A 15,483-nucleotide genomic window follows, 5' to 3' on the forward strand; every position below is an offset into this window, starting at 1 on the left:
CGCGATGATCCAGTGGGTCATCCGTCCGCAAAATCAGTCTGTAACTATCCTACTTTACTGTCAAGCCGCGACCGCGACTCTAGTCAGCGAGATCGTTTGTACCACGATTACAGCATTGTTTGAGTTAGCTTTTCTATTTCTTGAAATGCTTGTTGCTTTCCTACATACTTCCGGAACCGGCCGCATGAGGCGGAGCAGGCAAGCGGTGCGCAAACATGGTAGAGGTCGAGTTCCACGAACGGCAGGGAATGACCCATGACCGAAGCTGACGGCCAGGGCCGGCCGACCTCGGACGACGACCCGGATGGGCGCGATCCACATGGACGCGATCATGTCAGGCGCATCCCCGACATCATCTCGCTGGTGAAGGACTCCTACGGTGAATTGCGCCCGGCGGAGCGGCGCGTCGCCGATGTCGTGCTCGACGACGTCAGGTTCGCGGTCGACGCATCCAATGCCGTACTCGCCCAGCGCGCCCAGGTCAGCGAACCGACGGTGACCCGGTTCTGCCGCGCCATCGGCTGCGAGGGCGTACGCGACTTCAAGCTGAAGCTGGCGCAGAGCCTGGTCGTCGGCGCGCTCTATCTGAGCAAGCCGCCGCCCACCAGCAGCGACAATGGCATGCCGTTCTGGAATGCCGTCTTCGGCGAGGCCCGCCGAGCGCTGCAGGAGGCCGAACGGCAGCTTGATCCGGCACAGCTGGTGAAGGCGGCCGAGCTCATCGCCAAGGCGCGCCAGGTCACGGTGTTCGGCCTCGGCGGCAGCTCCTCGGCGCTGGCGCAGGAAACCCAATACCGGCTGTTCCGCTACGGCATCACCGTCAGTGCCCAGTGCGACCCGTATCTGATGCGGATGACCGCCTCGACCTTGAAGCCCAGCGATCTGGTGATCGCCATCTCGGCGACGGGACGCACGCGCGAGGTGATCGAGGCCGTCGAGCTCGCCAAGCATTACCGCGCCAACGCGATCGGCGTGACCGCGCCCGACACCGACCTTGCCCGCGCCTGTGACGTCAGGCTGACGGTGGCGGTGCCCGAATACCCCGACACGCTGAAGCCGACCGCCTCCCGCTTCGCCTTCCTCGCCGCGATCGACCTGATGGCGGTGGCGGCCGCCTACAAGCTCGACGGCTCGGCCCGCGAAACGGTCCGCCGCATCAAATACAACGCCCAGATCCACAGGACGGGCAAGGAGATGGAGCCGCTGGGGGATTGACGCCTGGTTTATGGGGGTTTGCGCTTCCCCTCACCCTCTCCCCGTAAAGGACGGGTAGAGGGGTCGCCAGCGCTGGAGCTTGTCCCTTCTCCCCGTTGTTCACGGGGAAGGTGCCGGCAGGCGGTTGAGGGGCAGCGCCGAGTTCGACAGTTGAAGGAGAGAAAAAACAGATGCTAGACATGGCACCATCGAAACAGGCGGCCACCTGGCTTTCCTCCCTCGCCCGGGCGCTCGAGGCGGGCGACGGCGAGGCCGCAACCAACCTGTTCGTCGAGGACTGCTATTGGCGCGATCTGCTGACCTTCACCTGGAACATCAAGACCATGGAAGGTCGCGCGGCGATCCACGACATGCTGGAAGCGACCCTGGCGACAACAAAGCCAACTGCCTGGCAGCTCAGCGGCGAGGCAAGCGCGGACGAAGGCATCGTCGAGGCCTGGTTCACCTTCGAGACGGCATCGGCATGGGGCCAGGGTGTTCTGCGCCTGCAGGACGGCCGATGCCGGACGCTGTTCACGGCGATGAGCGATCTCAAGGGTTTTGAGGAGCGCAAGGGGCCGGCGCGGCCGCTGGGTGTCCGCCACAAGGCCGACCCGGACCGCGAGACTTGGGCAGAGGCGAGGGCGCGCGAAACGCATGACCTAGGCGCCATTGAGCAGCCCTACTGCCTGGTCATCGGCGGCGGCCAGGGCGGCATCATGCTGGGGGCAAGGCTGCGGCAGCTCGGCGTACCGGCCATCATCATCGAGGAGAATGCGCAGGCCGGCGATTCCTGGCGCAACCGCTATCGCTCGCTCGTGCTGCACGACCCGGTCTGGTACGACCATCTGCCTTACATCCCGTTTCCGGAAAACTGGCCGGTGTTCACGCCCAAGGACAAGATGGGCGACTGGCTGGAAATGTATACGCGCGTCATGGAGCTCAATTACTGGACCTCCACAAAATGCCTCAGCGCGTCCTATGACGGAGCCGAAAAGGTCTGGACGGTCGAGGTCGACCGCGCCGGCGAGCGCATCACGCTGAAGCCGAAGCACGTTGTCTTTGCGACCGGCGCCTATGGTCCGCCGAGGCGTATCGACCTGCCGGGCGCCGAGGCCTTCCAGGGCGAGATCCTGCATTCCAGCCAGTATTCCAGCGGCGAGAATTTCCGCCGCAGACGCGTCGCGGTCATCGGGGCGGCGAGTTCGGGGCACGATGTCGCCGTCGACCTATGGGAGAGCGGCGCTGAGGTGACCATGATCCAGCGCTCGCCGACGACGGTGGTCAAGTCCGACACCCTGATGGAGGTCGGCTTCGAGATCTTTTCGGAGAAGGCGCTGGCCCGCGGCATCACCACCGAGAAGGCCGACCTGATCGTCGCCTCGACACCGTTCGCGCTGCTGCCGCAAAGCCAGCGGGCGCTCTACGACATCATCAAGGCGCGCGACGCGGCCTTCTACGACCGCTTGCGCGGCGCCGGCTTCGCCATCGATTTCGGCGACGACGAGACCGGGCTGCTGATGAAGGCCTACCGTACCGGCTCGGGCTACTACATCGACGTCGGCGCCTCGGATCTGATCATAGACGGCAAGATCGGCGTCCGCAGCGGCGTCAAGATCGAATCGCTGACGCCGACCGGGATTCTCTTCGACGACGGCACCGAACTGGCGGCCGATGCGATCATCACCTGCACCGGCTATCAGTCGATGAACGAAACCGTGGCGGCGATCGTCTCGCGCGAGGTCGCCGACAAGGTCGGCCCGTGCTGGGGGATTGGCTCGGGCGTGAAAGGCGACCCGGGGCCATGGCAAGGCGAATTGCGCAACATGTGGAAGCCGACGGCGCAGGAAGCGCTATGGTTCCACGGCGGCAACCTCGCACTGTCGCGCTTCTATTCGAAATTCGTGGCGCTGCAGATCAAGGCGCGCATAGAACGCATTGCGACGCCGGTTTACGGGGCGCCGAGCAACTCCGGCTGCTAACCTGTGCGTTCATCATCCCAGGGCGAAGCAAGGAGCGCAGCGACGCGGCGCAGACCCCTAGGATAATGAACGCGTGGCGGCAGGCCCGGCCTTCAATCGTGGCTATGCCCGAAATGCCTGGCCGCGACGTCGACATGGGTCTCGTGGGCATGGGCTTCGAAACGTTCGGTATCGCTCAGATCGTTTGCTGCTTCGTTCGGCCACCAGGTGCCGCCAATCACGATGCCGTCCGAGACAAGCCTCTGCTCGGCGACCAGCGAGGCGCCGACCGCATCGACAAAGGTAAAACGGCCCGGGCGCAGCCGCAGCACCGCGATATCGCCGACGGCGCCGACCGCCAGCGTGCCGAGCTCCGGCCTTGCGATCGCTTCGGCGGGCCGCTGTGTCGCGGCGCGCAGGACCTCGACCAGCGGCATGCCGAGCGCCAGCAGTTTCGACATGCAGACCAGAATGTCGAAGGCCGGGCCGTCGACGCAGTAGAGATGCACGTCGCTGCTGATCACATCAGGCGCCAGCCCTTCGCTGAGCATCGCCTTGGCGACCTCGAAATCGAACGAACCCATGCCGTGGCCGATATCGAAGATGACGCCGCGCTCGCGCGCCAGCCGCATGTCGGGCCGGACCGCGCCCGAGGCGAAGATCGGCGCGTTGGGAAACGGCCGGAAGCAGTGGGTGAGGACGTCGCCCTTGCGCAGGCGCGGCAGCACTTCCGAACGGCCCGGCGGCGGCTCGTCGATATGCGCCATCAGCGGCACGCCGACCTGGTCGGCGGCTTCGAGCGCCAGATCGACCGGCGCGATGCCGCTGGTGCCGCCGGCATGGCGACCGGAGCGGACCTTGACGCCGACGACCACGTCGGCGTGCTCGCGCACCGCCGCCACCGTCTCGCGCGGTTCGCAGAGCCGGAGATCGCTGCACTCGCCGACCGAAACGGTCTGCGAAAAGCCGAAAATGCCGGCAAAGGAAATGTTGACATAGGCCAGGATGCGCACCTTCGAGCGCTCGATGACGTGGCGGCGAAAGCCGAGGAAGTTGCCGGCGCCGGCACTTCCGGCGTCGATGAAGGTGGTGGTGCCGCTTTTTGCGGCGAGGCGGTCGGCATCGACACCCAGCGAGGTGCCACCCCAATAGACGTGGCTGTGCAAATCGATGAGGCCGGGCGCGACGACGGAGCCCGTGGCATCGATGACGCGCGCGGCACGCTCGAAGGGAATGTCGGCATCGATCGCGGCGATGCGGCCGTCGGCGATGGCCAGATCGCGTTGCGCGTCGAGGCCGGACGCCGGGTCGATGAGGCGGCCGCCCTTCAGGAGGAGATCAAATTGCATCGGCGTCCGGCTCCGTTGTGTCTTCTCTCGTCAAACCGGTCTGTAGGCGACGGCCTCGACCTCGATCTTGATGTCGATCATCAGCCGTGACTCGACGGTGGTGCGGGCCGGCGGATCCTTTGGAAAATGCTTGGCATAAACGGCATTGAAGGCGCCGAAGTCGCGCGCGTCCTCGAGCCACACCGTCGTCTTGACCACGTCGTCCATGGTGCAGCCGGCCAGCGCCAGGGCTGCCTGGACGTTGGAAAGCACCTGCTCGGTCTGTTCGGCGATGCCGCCGGTCACCACCACGCCGTCGCTGCCGACCGGCACCTGGCCGGAGACATAGACCATATCGCCGGCCCGGACCGCCGGCGACAGCGGCACCTGGGATGTTCCAAAACACTGCTTGGGCAAGAAAAAGTCTCCTGTTCAAAAAACATCGGCGCCTTGCCGTGCTGTCCGGCAAATCGCGCAGGGCCCGCGCGGCTCGGGCCCTTTCGCTGCGCCGGTTTGCCCGTTTCCGGCCGGAAGGTCCACGCCTGTCCCGGCGATTCTCATACACGCCGTGTTGGAAAGCAACATTTTTCGGAATTCATGTTGCTTTATTACAAGACCATCAGCATCCTGCTAGACGAGCGGTTGCGTCAAGTCATCCGGCAAGCGAGGATTGGCGAGGAAAAAAGCGAGGAGCCGCATGATCGATTTCGGTGGCCGCAGCGTGGTCGTGACAGGTGCGGCCGGTGGCGTCGGCCGCGCACTGGTCGCTGTCCTGTCCGCCTGCGGGGCCAGGGTGATCGCTTGCGATCGCGAGGGCACCGACCTGAGCGGCGCCGGAATAGAAGAGGCCCATCATTTCGATCTGCTCGATGACGACGCCGTGGCGGCATTTGCCAAGCGCATCGGGGAAAGCGCTGCACCGGCGGCGGTCATCTCCAACGCCGGCTGGACGCGGGCGGAAACGCTCGCCGATGTCTCGACTGCAGTGCTTGATCACGAGATGGATCTGAATTTTCGCAGCGCCGCCCTGCTGTCGCAGGCACTGCTTCCCGTCATGCGCAACCAGCCGCAGGGCGCCGCCTTCGTGTTCATCTCCTCGGTCAACGCGCAGGCCCATTTCGGCAATCCCGCCTACGCCGCCGCCAAGGCAGCACTCAACGCCTGGATGCGCGCCATCGCCACCGAGGAAGGCCGCAACGGCATCCGCGCGAATGCCGTCATTCCCGGCTCGATCCGAACCGGTGCCTGGGAACATCGCCTTGCCCACAAGCCGGAGATCCTCGCCGCCGTCGGGAAGCTCTATCCCCTGGGAAGGCTGGTTGAACCCGTCGAGGTTGCCCGCGCCGCGGTATTCCTGACGTCGTCCTTTGCCAGCGGCATTACCGGCACGACGCTGAATGTCGACGCCGGCCTGATGGCCGGCAATCTGCCGTTTCTGGACCAGATCGGCGGCTGACGGATCAAGTCGAGCCTTCACTGACCGAAGTTTTCACAAAAACCGAAACATCGCAAAAGATAGGGGAGCAAAAGTGACCTTCGACAGGAACCCGTTTCCGCCCGGCGACGCCGACCGCCATGCGCTTTGGGAGATGCTGGTGCGGCGCGACATCGACGCCTTTCTCGGCCAGGATTGGTCGATGGTCGAGGATGATTTCGTGGCCTCGAGCTTCTTCGGCATGCACGCTCATTTCCTCTGCGATGCGGACGCCTGGCGGCTGCAATTCCCGACGCTTCGCAGCTACCGCGACGAGTGGCTGCGCCAGGCCAGGGAGACCGCGGCGACGGCATTCGCCGAACCGTTGCGCGAGGCGCTGTTCCGCGTCACCAACATGCGCGACATCGACGTCGACGGCGACCGCGCCGTGCTGCACAAGAAGTTCAACGGCTCGGTCGCCAAGGCCGACGGCAGCGCCGAGAGGCTGAAATGGCAGACCCTGTATTTCTGCACCAAGGTCGAGGGAAGCTGGAAGATATCAGGCTTCGTCGGCTACATGCCGCACCCGCTCGGGAGTTAGCTACGCTTCGTCATCCCAGGGCGGAGCGAACGCGAAGCGGAGCGCAGACCCTGGGATCCATGCCGTGACGGCGGCCAAAGAATGCAGCGGTTCGGAATGGCGCTAGTATCCGCAACAGTGCCCGAGGGCGCTCATCATCCGCTACACTGCCCGCCGGTGCGAGAACGCTCGATTCTGGTCCGCTTCGTATGTCACATGTGTCACGGCATGGATCCCAGGGTCTCCGCGACGTCGCTTCGCTCCTGCTCCGCCCTGGGATGACGAAGTGATCACCCGCTGGCATACAAATTTGTGAGAATCGGTATCCGCTGCCGACCTCGCGTTCATGATAAGAAGCGGTCGAACCCCCTGGGGACGAAAGCATGACCGGCTTCACACCCACCATCTCGACCATCACCGCCGCCTTTCTCGCTTCCTTCGTCGAGGTCGTCGAAGCCTTCACCATCGTGCTGGCGGTCGGCGTGACGCGCAGCTGGCGTCCGGCGCTGATCGGCGCGGCACTGGCGCTGGCGCTTCTCGCCGCACTGGTCCTGGCATTCGGGCCGCTGCTGGCGCTCGTTCCCATCACTGTTCTGCAGTTCGTCGTCGGCGTCCTGCTGATCCTGTTCGGCATGCGGTGGCTGCGCAAAGCCATCCTGCGCGCCGCCGGTGTCATCGCCCTGCGTGACGAGGAGGCGGCCTTTTCCAGGGAAACCGCGGTGCTGCGTCGGCAGGCCAGTCACCGGCGGGCCGATTATCTGGCGGGGGTGGCGGCGTTCAAGGCGGTGCTGCTCGAAGGTGTCGAGGTGGTGTTCATCGTCGTCGCGGTCGGCGCAGCACACGGGCAGACGCTCTATGCCAGCTTGGGCGCCCTGGCGGCGTTCGTCCGGGTGATGCTGATCGGCCTCGCTTTGCATCGGCCGCTGGCGCGCGTCCCGAAAAATGCGCTCAAATTCGTCGTCGGGCTGATGCTGACCAGCTTCGGCATCTTCTGGACCGGCGAAGGCATCGGCGCCGACTGGCCGGGCCACGATCTGGCCCTGCTCGCGATCTTCGCGATCGTCGCGCTGGCGTCGTTTGCCATCGTCCGCTGGCTGCGCAGCGCCTATCCCGCAGCCATCGGAGGGTTGGCCCGATGAACGTCGTTCGCCTTGCCGTCAGGGAGTTCATCGGCATGTTTGGCGACGACGGCAATCTGGCACTGCTCGCCTTGCTGCTGGTCGCGGCGATCACCGCGTCGGTGAAGTTTCTGGCGCTGCCGCCGCTGCTTGGCGGCGTCCTGCTGCTGATCGGCTGCCTCGCCATCCTGGTGCAGAGCGTGCGGTGCGCCGCGCGGCACCAGTGATCAGGGCAGCGCTCATCGATCGATCCGCGTCGACAGGATGATCGAGGACGACGTCCGTTCGACCCCATCCATCGCGCCGATCTCGTCGAGGAGCGTGTCGAGATCCTTGATCGACGGCGCGTCGACAATGACGATCATGTCGAAATTGCCGCTCACCGAATGCAGCGTCCGCACCGGCGGCAGCGCCTGCAGGCTGCGCACCACCTTGTCGGCGAGCTTGGGGGTGACGGTGAGCAGGACATGCGCCCGCACCAGTCCCTGTTCGTAGTCAGGCGAAAGCCTGACGCCATAGCCGGTGATGATGCCGCGCTGCTCCAGTCGCTCGATCCGGCTCTGCACCGTCGTCCGCGACACGCCGAGCCGCCGCGCCAGCTCGGCCGTCGAGGCGCGCGCGCTCGCCCGCAGCAGGGAGAGCAGGGCCTGTTCGGCGTTGCTAAGCACTTTCGACGAACTCCATCGGCATATTGATCAGCAAGATGCTTCGTTTCGAACAGTTCCACGCTTCCTTTCGACAGGCAAGCTGCGATTCTGTGCTTCGCAATTAACGTTCGGGTGAGAGAAGCGGTCATGAAGAAAATCATCGTTGTCGGCGCCGGCAAGATCGGCTCGACCATTGCCGAGATGCTGGCTTCCACCGGCGACTATCATGTCACCCTCGTCGACCGCTCGGCCGCTCAGCTCGGCGCGGCCGAACTGCCTGCCACGGTCGAGACGCTTGAGCTCGACATCGAAGCCGCCGGCACGCTCGAAGCGGCCCTGGCTGGCAAGTTCGCGGTGCTCAGCGCAGCACCCTTCCACCTGACCACGCGCATCGCCGAAGCGGCGGCCAGCGCCGGTGTGCATTATCTCGACCTGACCGAGGACGTCGTCAGCACCAGGCGCGTCAAGGAACTGGCGCGCTCCGGCAACAGCGCCTTCATTCCGCAATGCGGGCTGGCGCCGGGGTTCATCTCGATCGTCGCCAATGATCTCGCCAGCCGCTTCGACACGCTGGAAAGCGTGCGCATGCGGGTCGGCGCGCTGCCGCAATACCCGTCGAATGCGCTGAACTACAATCTGACCTGGAGCACGGACGGCGTCATCAACGAATATTGCGAGCCTTGCGAGGCGATCGTCGAGGGTGAGCTGATCGAGGTGCCGCCGCTGGAGGAGCGCGAGGAATTCTCGCTCGACGGTGTCACCTACGAGGCGTTCAACACCTCCGGCGGGCTCGGCACGCTGGCCGAAACGCTGAAGGGCAAGGTGCGCACGCTGAACTATCGCACTATCCGCTACCCCGGCCACGCCGCGATCATGAAGGCGCTGCTCAACGATCTCGGCCTGCGTCACCGCCGCGACGTGCTGAAGGATATTTTTGAGAGCGCCCTGCCGGCGACGCTGCAGGACGTGGTCATCGTCTTCGTCACCGTCAGCGGCCGCAAGAACGGCCGCCTGCTGCAGGAGACCTACGCCAACAAGATCTACGCCAAGCGCGTCGGCGAGACAGTGCGCAGCGCCATCCAGATCACCACGGCCTCTGCCATCTGCGCGGTGTTGGACATGCTGGCCGACGGCACCTTGCCGGCGACAGGTTTCATCAAGCAGGAGGACATCGCCCTCGACGCGTTCCTCGCCAACCGTTTTGGGAATGCCTATGCGCAGCATGAAATGGTTAGCCGGCTTGCGGGGTGAGCTGTGTAATCTCCCCCCTCGAGGGGGAGATGTCGCCGAAGGCGACAGAGGGGGTCGCCTTGCGTAGAGCGCTAACCTCCATCTGTCGCAAGGGAGGTCGCATCCGGTCGAACCGACCCCCTCTGGCCTGCCTCTTTGCCCACCACTTGGCATCTCCCCCTCAAGGCCCTCAAGGGGGGAGATCACCAGCCCTCAAACATGCAGCGCCTGCCCGAGCGCCTTCAAAGCCGCCTCCTGAAAACCCTCACCTTGTGTCGGGTGGGCGTGGATGGTGCCGGCGATGTCCTCCAGCCTAGCGCCCATTTCCAGCGCCAGGCCGAAGGCCGTCGATAGTTCCGACACGCCCTGGCCGACCGCCTGGATGCCGAGCACCAGATGATTGTCCGCGCGGGCAACGACCCGGACGAATCCCTCCTCGCCAAGTTTCGTCATGGCCCGGCCGTTGGCGGCAAACGGAAATAGCCCGACCTTGATCTCGCCACCGAGGGCCTTTGCCTCGTCCGGCGACAGGCCTGCGGTGATGAGTTCCGGATCGGTGAAGCAGATGGCGGGAATGCAGCGCTTGTCCCAGCTGCGCTTGTGGCCGGCGGCGATCTCGGCGACCATTTCGCCTTGCGCCATCGCCCGGTGCGCCAGCATCGGCTCGCCGGTGACGTCGCCAATGGCAAAGATGCCGCGCATCGAGGTGCGGCACTGGTCGTCGATGCGGATGAATTTACCCGTCATGTCGAGGTCAATCTGCTCCAGCCCCCAGTCTTCGACCACCGGCTTGCGCCCGACGGTGACCAGAATCCTGTCGGCAACGATCTTGCCATTCTTGCCGTCCTTCGTCTCCACCAGCAGCGCATCCCCCTTGGTCGACAGTCCTTTGGCCTTGGCGCCCACAAGCACCTCGATACCGAGCTCGGCAAGCCGCTTCACGACTGGCCGGGTCAGCTCCGCATCATACTGCGCCAGCACGCGCGGCAAAGCCTCGACCACGGTCACCCTGGCGCCCATCTTGGCGAAGGCCATGCCGAGCTCCAGCCCGATATAGCCGCCACCGACGACGGCAAGCCTTTCCGGCACTTCGCTCAACGCCAGCGCTTCAGTCGACGAGATCACCGGCCCATGGAACGGCAGTGACGGCAGCTCGACCGACGCCGAGCCGGTGGCGATCACCACCGTCTCGGCGCGGACCACCTGCATCCCGGTCTCGGTCTGGACCTCGACGGTCTTGCCGTCGCGGAATTTCGCCCAGCCGTGCACGGTCTTGACCCCGGCCTTCTTGAGCAGGCCGGCAACGCCGCTGTTCAGCCGGCTAACAATACCGTCCTTCCAGGCGATGGTCGTTTCAAGATCAATGGATGGTTTTGCAATTGAAATGCCGAGCGGGCTTCTGCCGCCGGCCATGTGGGAGATTTTCTCGAACTCCTCGGCCGCATGGATCAGCGCCTTGGACGGAATGCAGCCGACATTGAGACAAGTGCCGCCCGGCTTGCCGAACTCGACGATAACCGTGTCGATGCCAAGCTGGCCGGCGCGGATGGCACAGACATAGCCGCCGGGACCGGCGCCGATGACGAGCAGCTTGCAGGAGATTTCTTTCATCTGGATCTAGCTCCTCGGCATTCTGGCGCAGCTGTTGGGAAAAGAGCGCTCCGCAGCGATCCTTCGCGCCCCCCAATGTCCTGCCGGATATCTCCCCAACGAGGGGGGAGATTGGCTGTTTCTGCGATTCGCCTGCTCCCCGAACGGCGAAGATTGGGAAGGCCGGCGTGACGTACAATCTCCCCCGTTGTGGGGGGGATGCCTGGCAGGGCAGAGGGGGGGCGCTGTCCCGCCATCATCTCGATCGTTCCGCCTCAATCCACAAAAATCAGCGCCGGGGTCTCCAGCAGCGCCTTGATCCGTTGAATAAACACCGCGGCGTCCCAGCCGTCGATCACCCGGTGGTCGAAGCTGGAGGACAGGTTCATCATCTTGCGCGGGATGAATTGGGTGCCGTCCCACACCGGCCGCATCATCATCTTGTTGACCCCGATGATCGCTACTTCCGGATGATTGATCACCGGCGTCGTCGCCACACCGCCCATGGCGCCGAGCGAGGTGATGGTGATGGTCGACCCCGACAGCTCGTCGCGCGTCGCCGTGCCTGACTTGGCCGCCTCGGCTAGCCTGATAACCTCGGCGGCGCAGTCCCAGATGTCGCGCGCCTCGGCGTGCTTGACCACCGGCACCACCAGCCCCGAAGACGTCTGCGCGGCGATGCCGATATGGACGCCGCCATGCTGGTGGACGATGCCGGCCTCGTCGTCGAACAGCGCGTTGAGGTTGGGCTGGTCGGCGATCGCCTTGACCATCCCCCGCATCAGGAACGGCAGCAGCGTCAGCTTCGGCCTTTCCGCGCCGGTGCGCTTTTCCTTGTTGAGTGCCGCGCGCAAATCCTCGAGCGCGGTGACGTCGATCTCCTCGACATAGGTGATGTGCGGGATGCGCGACTTGGCCAGCGTCATCTTCTCGGCGATCTTGCGCCTGAGCCCGATCACCTTGATGTCCTCGACCGTCTCGTTGCGGGCGAGGCCGGAGATTTTCGCGAGCTGCGGCCCGCGCGCCAGGAAAGCCTCGATGTCCTCGTGCTGGATACGCCCGGCCGGGCCGCTTCCCGCAACCTGACGGAGATCGATGCCGGCCTCTTTTGCCCTCAGGCGTATGGCCGGCGATGCCAGCGGCCTTTCACCTTCGAGGCGCGGTGCGCCGAGCGGCGCAGTACCCCCACCCCTAACCCCTCCCCCCAAGGAGGAGGGGGATTCCCTGTCTGCCTCACGCACACTCTCAATTGGTGCACGCTTCAGTGCGGGTGACTTGGCATCGGCCTTGGCGGCCGAGGCTCGTCCCCCTCCCCCTTGTGGGGAGGGGCTAGGGGTGGGGGTACTCTTGGCGCCCGCCTCCCCCCCCGACTCCGCACCCGCCTTCACATTGCCCTCGCCGGCCACTTTCAAGCGTACAATGGGCGAGCCGATCGCCACCGTGTCGCCGATCTCGGCACCGAGCCACAGGATCTCGCCGTCGACCGGCGAAGGAATCTCGACCGTCGCCTTGTCGGTCATAACAGCGGCAAGCACCGCGTCCTCGCGCACGAGGTCGCCGACCTTAACCTGCCATTCGACCAGCTCGGCCTCGGCGACGCCTTCGCCGACATCGGGCAGCTTGATCACATATTCGCCCATCGTTAGGTCCCCCCTACCAAGGCGTTTGCGCTGCCCCTCACCCTTACCCTCTCCCCGTAAAGAACGGGGAGAGGGGGATCGCCGGCGTGGTGACCAGTCCCTTCTCCCCGTTCTTCACGGGGAGAAGATGCCGGCAGGCAGATGAGGGGCGGCGCCACCATTGGCAATTGGTCTGAACCGATTACTCTCCATCCCATCTCAGGCCTCCATCGTTTCAACGAGCGCGCGGCCGAGCCGGGCCGGACCGGGAAAATAGTCCCACTCCTGCGCATGCGGATAGGGCGTGTCCCAGCCGGCGACCCGCACTACGGGCGCTTCCAGATGGTAGAAGCAGTGCTCCTGCACCAGCGCCGAAAGTTCGGCGCCGAAGCCGGATGTCAGCGTCGCCTCGTGCACGATAACGCAGCGGCCCGTCTTTTTCACCGAGCCGACGATCGTCTCGAGATCGAGCGGCAGCAGCGTCCGGAGATCGATGATCTCGGCGTCGATGCCGGTCTCCTCGGCCGCCGCCTCGGCGACATAGACCATAGTGCCGTAGGCAAGCACGGTGACAGCGGCGCCCGGCCGGCGGATCACCGCCTTGCCGAGCGGGACCGTATAGTGGCTGTCTGCGACCTCGCCGAGCTCATGCTTCGACCACGGCGTCACCGGGCGCTCGTGATGGCCGTCGAACGGGCCGTTGTAGAGCCGCTTCGGCTCCAGGAAGATCACCGGGTCGGGATCCTCGATCGCCGCAATCAAAAGACCCTTGGCGTCATGCGGGTTGGACGGCACGACGACCTTCAGGCCGGAGACATGGGTGAACAGCGCCTCCGGGCTCTGGCTATGGGTCTGGCCGCCGAAGATGCCGCCGCCGGTCGGCATTCGCACCACGATCGGGCAGGTGAAATCGCCGTTCGAGCGATAGCGCAGCCGCGCCGCCTCCGAGACGATCTGGTCGTAGGCCGGATAGACATAGTCGGCAAACTGCACCTCGACGCAAGGTTTCAGGCCGTAGGCGGCCATGCCGATGGCCGAGCCGACAATGCCGGATTCACTGATCGGCGCATCGAAGCAGCGGCTCTTGCCGTATTTGGCCTGCAAACCTTGCGTGCAACGGAAGACGCCGCCGAAAAAGCCGACATCCTCGCCGAACACGATGACGCGTTGGTCGCGCGCCATCGACACATCCATGGCGTCGCGGATCGCCTCGATCATGGTCCGTCTTGGCATGGTCAGACCCCCGCCTGCTGGCGCTGGCGCCTGAGGTGCGGCGGCATTTCGGCATAGACGCCCTCGAACATGTCGCGCGTCGAGGGCTTGCCGCCGGCATGCAGCGTGCCGTGGCGTTCGGCCTCCCTTTGCGCCGCGATCACCGTTTCGAGGATTTCCGCCTCGGCCTGGGTATGGCGCTCTTCCGACCAGACGCCGCGCTGGATGAGGTGGTTCTTCAGCCTGACGATCGGATCGCCGAGCGGCCACGCGTCGGACTCGGCCTTCGGCCGGTAGGCTGACGGATCGTCGGAGCTCGAATGCGCGCCGACCCGGTAGGTGACATACTCGACCAGCGTCGGCCCGAGATTGCTGCGCGCCCTCTCCGCCGCCCATTTGGCCACAGCGTGGACGGCGAGATAATCGTTGCCGTCGACCCGCAGCGACGGGATGCCGAAGCCGAGACCGCGGGCGGCGAAGGTGCCGGAGCCGCCACGGGCGATGCCCTGGAATGTCGAGATCGCCCACTGGTTGTTGACGACGTTGAGCACGACCGGCGCCTTGTAGGTCGAGGCGAACACCAGCGCCGAATGGAAGTCGGACTCGGCGGTCGAGCCGTCGCCGATCCAGGCGGCGGCGATCTTCGAATCATTGCTGATCGCGGAAGCCATCGCCCAGCCGACCGCCTGGATGTATTGCGTCGCCAGATTGCCGGAGATCGAGAAGAAGCCATGCTCTTTCGACGAATACATGATTGGCAATTGCCGCCCCTTCAGCGGATCGGCTTCGTTCGAATAGATCTGGTTCATCATCGTGACCATCGGATATCCGTCGGCAATGAGCAGGCCGGCCTGCCGATAGGTCGGAAAGTTCATGTCGCCCGGCGCCAGCGCCTTGCGGAAGGCGCAGCTCACCGCCTCTTCGCCGAGATGCTGCATGTAGAAGGAGGTCTTGCCCTGGCGCTGCGCCATCTGCATGCGCGCATCGAAGCTGCGCAGCGTCATCATGTGGCGCAGCCCTTCCAGCAATTCGTCGTCGGACAGCAGGCCGGCCCACGGCCCGACGGCCTCGCCGGCGCGGTTGAGCACGCGGATGATCGAAAACGCCAGATCGCGGATGGTGCGCGGATCGACCTCGATCTCCGGGCGCGGCACCGAGCCGGCCTTGGGGATGGTCACGTCTGAGAAATCCGGCGTCCCGCCCGGCCGCACCTCGGGTTCCGGCACATGGAAACGCAACATTCCTGCATCAGCCATGACCTTCGTCCTCCAATGTTGCCCGGCGCGATCTTCGCACACCGCCGGACCAGTGCCAATTCGTCGGGCAAGGCTTCGAGCCAGCGACCGCGCCGGCCAGCACTCGTCAAGATGAAGATATATCGGCGAAATTTCTTGTCGATCTTCTGCCGCCACGCGCAATTTGGCGCATGGTCCGGCCTGACCTGGCGCAAGAGCCGGGAATTCCTGTTGGAAAGATCGCTCGTCGAGTTCCGTCGCGCCCCCTCTGTCCTGCCGGAGGATCGCGGTATCATTCCAGCTGGGATTCCTCGCCCCCACGGGAGTGGGGGAGAGGTGGCTCGGCGAAGCCGAG

At 65.0% G+C, this 15,483-nt stretch carries 14 protein-coding genes; 7 read left to right on the plus strand and 7 right to left on the minus strand.

Annotated elements, in window-relative coordinates:
* Positions 1 to 255: 255 nt before the first annotated feature.
* Positions 256 to 1,215, plus strand: coding sequence for a MurR/RpiR family transcriptional regulator (locus NKH36_RS09540; protein WP_352961463.1), 960 nt, complete (start codon positions 256 to 258; stop codon positions 1,213 to 1,215).
* 170 nt (positions 1,216 to 1,385) lie between these two features.
* Positions 1,386 to 3,176, plus strand: a complete 1,791-nt coding sequence (locus tag NKH36_RS09545) for an NAD(P)-binding domain-containing protein (protein WP_352961466.1) — start codon at positions 1,386 to 1,388, stop codon at positions 3,174 to 3,176.
* A 92-nt stretch (positions 3,177 to 3,268) separates the two neighbouring features.
* On the opposite strand, the gene NKH36_RS09550 is transcribed toward NKH36_RS09545, so the two are convergent.
* A complete protein-coding gene (locus tag NKH36_RS09550; protein WP_352961468.1) occupies positions 3,269 to 4,504 on the minus strand; it encodes an amidohydrolase/deacetylase family metallohydrolase in 1,236 nt (411 codons plus the stop codon).
* A gap of 30 nt (positions 4,505 to 4,534) precedes the next feature.
* Entirely contained in the window at positions 4,535 to 4,900 is a 366-nt protein-coding gene (locus NKH36_RS09555) for a RidA family protein (protein ID WP_352961471.1), read from the minus strand.
* 280 nt (positions 4,901 to 5,180) lie between these two features.
* On the opposite strand from NKH36_RS09555, the gene NKH36_RS09560 reads away from it, so the two are divergent.
* The 4 genes from NKH36_RS09560 to NKH36_RS09575 all read left to right on the plus strand — a co-directional run bounded on the left by NKH36_RS09560 (position 5,181) and on the right by NKH36_RS09575 (position 7,822).
* Entirely contained in the window at positions 5,181 to 5,939 is a 759-nt protein-coding gene (locus NKH36_RS09560) for an SDR family NAD(P)-dependent oxidoreductase (RefSeq protein ID WP_352961474.1), read from the plus strand.
* Between the two features lie 73 nt (positions 5,940 to 6,012).
* Complete coding sequence (locus tag NKH36_RS09565; protein ID WP_352961476.1) at positions 6,013 to 6,498, plus strand: hypothetical protein; 486 nt, start codon at positions 6,013 to 6,015, stop codon at positions 6,496 to 6,498.
* A 362-nt stretch (positions 6,499 to 6,860) separates the two neighbouring features.
* The gene (locus NKH36_RS09570; protein WP_352961479.1) at positions 6,861 to 7,616 is read left to right on the plus strand and encodes a COG4280 domain-containing protein; all 756 of its coding nucleotides are present in this window, start codon (positions 6,861 to 6,863) and stop codon (positions 7,614 to 7,616) included.
* Positions 7,613 to 7,822, plus strand: a complete 210-nt coding sequence (locus NKH36_RS09575) for a hypothetical protein (RefSeq protein ID WP_352961482.1) — start codon at positions 7,613 to 7,615, stop codon at positions 7,820 to 7,822. The genes NKH36_RS09570 and NKH36_RS09575 overlap by 4 nt, the downstream gene beginning before the upstream one ends.
* Positions 7,823 to 7,834: 12 nt before the next feature.
* Here the strand turns inward: NKH36_RS09575 and NKH36_RS09580 are convergent, their stop codons facing one another.
* A complete protein-coding gene (locus NKH36_RS09580) occupies positions 7,835 to 8,263 on the minus strand; it encodes an Lrp/AsnC family transcriptional regulator (RefSeq protein WP_352961485.1) in 429 nt (142 codons plus the stop codon).
* Positions 8,264 to 8,389: 126 nt separating this feature from the next.
* Between NKH36_RS09580 and NKH36_RS09585 the strand changes: the two genes are divergently transcribed.
* Positions 8,390 to 9,493: a saccharopine dehydrogenase family protein gene (locus NKH36_RS09585; protein WP_352961488.1), complete on the plus strand. Its 1,104-nt coding sequence runs from the start codon at positions 8,390 to 8,392 to the stop codon at positions 9,491 to 9,493.
* Positions 9,494 to 9,685: 192 nt separating this feature from the next.
* Here the strand turns inward: NKH36_RS09585 and lpdA are convergent, their stop codons facing one another.
* The 4 genes from lpdA to NKH36_RS09605 all read right to left on the minus strand — a co-directional run bounded on the left by lpdA (position 9,686) and on the right by NKH36_RS09605 (position 15,149).
* Positions 9,686 to 11,083, minus strand: a complete 1,398-nt coding sequence (gene lpdA, locus NKH36_RS09590) for a dihydrolipoyl dehydrogenase (protein ID WP_352961491.1) — start codon at positions 11,081 to 11,083, stop codon at positions 9,686 to 9,688.
* Between the two features lie 254 nt (positions 11,084 to 11,337).
* Positions 11,338 to 12,702, minus strand: a complete 1,365-nt coding sequence (locus tag NKH36_RS09595) for a dihydrolipoamide acetyltransferase family protein (RefSeq protein ID WP_352961494.1) — start codon at positions 12,700 to 12,702, stop codon at positions 11,338 to 11,340.
* A 198-nt stretch (positions 12,703 to 12,900) separates the two neighbouring features.
* The gene (locus tag NKH36_RS09600) at positions 12,901 to 13,914 is read right to left on the minus strand and encodes an alpha-ketoacid dehydrogenase subunit beta (RefSeq protein WP_352961497.1); all 1,014 of its coding nucleotides are present in this window, start codon (positions 13,912 to 13,914) and stop codon (positions 12,901 to 12,903) included.
* Between the two features lie 2 nt (positions 13,915 to 13,916).
* Positions 13,917 to 15,149 (minus strand): 3-methyl-2-oxobutanoate dehydrogenase (2-methylpropanoyl-transferring) subunit alpha, encoded by a 1,233-nt coding sequence (locus NKH36_RS09605; protein ID WP_352961500.1) that lies wholly within the window; start codon positions 15,147 to 15,149, stop codon positions 13,917 to 13,919.
* Between the last annotated feature and the right edge of the window lie 334 nt (positions 15,150 to 15,483).

This window comes from Mesorhizobium sp. M1312 (assembly GCF_040318115.1).
Lineage (GTDB): Bacteria > Pseudomonadota > Alphaproteobacteria > Rhizobiales > Rhizobiaceae > Mesorhizobium.

What these genes read in the sequence shown, in the direction of transcription:
- lpdA (WP_352961491.1), bottom strand. Translation starts at nt 11,083, where the DNA reads ATGAAAGAAATCTCCTGCAAGCTGCTCGTCATCGGCGCCGGTCCCGGC.
- NKH36_RS09575 (WP_352961482.1), top strand. Translation starts at nt 7,613, where the DNA reads ATGAACGTCGTTCGCCTTGCCGTCAGGGAGTTCATCGGCATGTTTGGC.
- NKH36_RS09585 (WP_352961488.1), top strand. Translation starts at nt 8,390, where the DNA reads ATGAAGAAAATCATCGTTGTCGGCGCCGGCAAGATCGGCTCGACCATT.
- NKH36_RS09570 (WP_352961479.1), top strand. Translation starts at nt 6,861, where the DNA reads ATGACCGGCTTCACACCCACCATCTCGACCATCACCGCCGCCTTTCTC.
- NKH36_RS09545 (WP_352961466.1), top strand. Translation starts at nt 1,386, where the DNA reads ATGCTAGACATGGCACCATCGAAACAGGCGGCCACCTGGCTTTCCTCC.
- NKH36_RS09605 (WP_352961500.1), bottom strand. Translation starts at nt 15,149, where the DNA reads ATGGCTGATGCAGGAATGTTGCGTTTCCATGTGCCGGAACCCGAGGTG.
- NKH36_RS09540 (WP_352961463.1), top strand. Translation starts at nt 256, where the DNA reads ATGACCGAAGCTGACGGCCAGGGCCGGCCGACCTCGGACGACGACCCG.
- NKH36_RS09595 (WP_352961494.1), bottom strand. Translation starts at nt 12,702, where the DNA reads ATGGGCGAATATGTGATCAAGCTGCCCGATGTCGGCGAAGGCGTCGCC.
- NKH36_RS09600 (WP_352961497.1), bottom strand. Translation starts at nt 13,914, where the DNA reads ATGCCAAGACGGACCATGATCGAGGCGATCCGCGACGCCATGGATGTG.
- NKH36_RS09550 (WP_352961468.1), bottom strand. Translation starts at nt 4,504, where the DNA reads ATGCAATTTGATCTCCTCCTGAAGGGCGGCCGCCTCATCGACCCGGCG.
- NKH36_RS09560 (WP_352961474.1), top strand. Translation starts at nt 5,181, where the DNA reads ATGATCGATTTCGGTGGCCGCAGCGTGGTCGTGACAGGTGCGGCCGGT.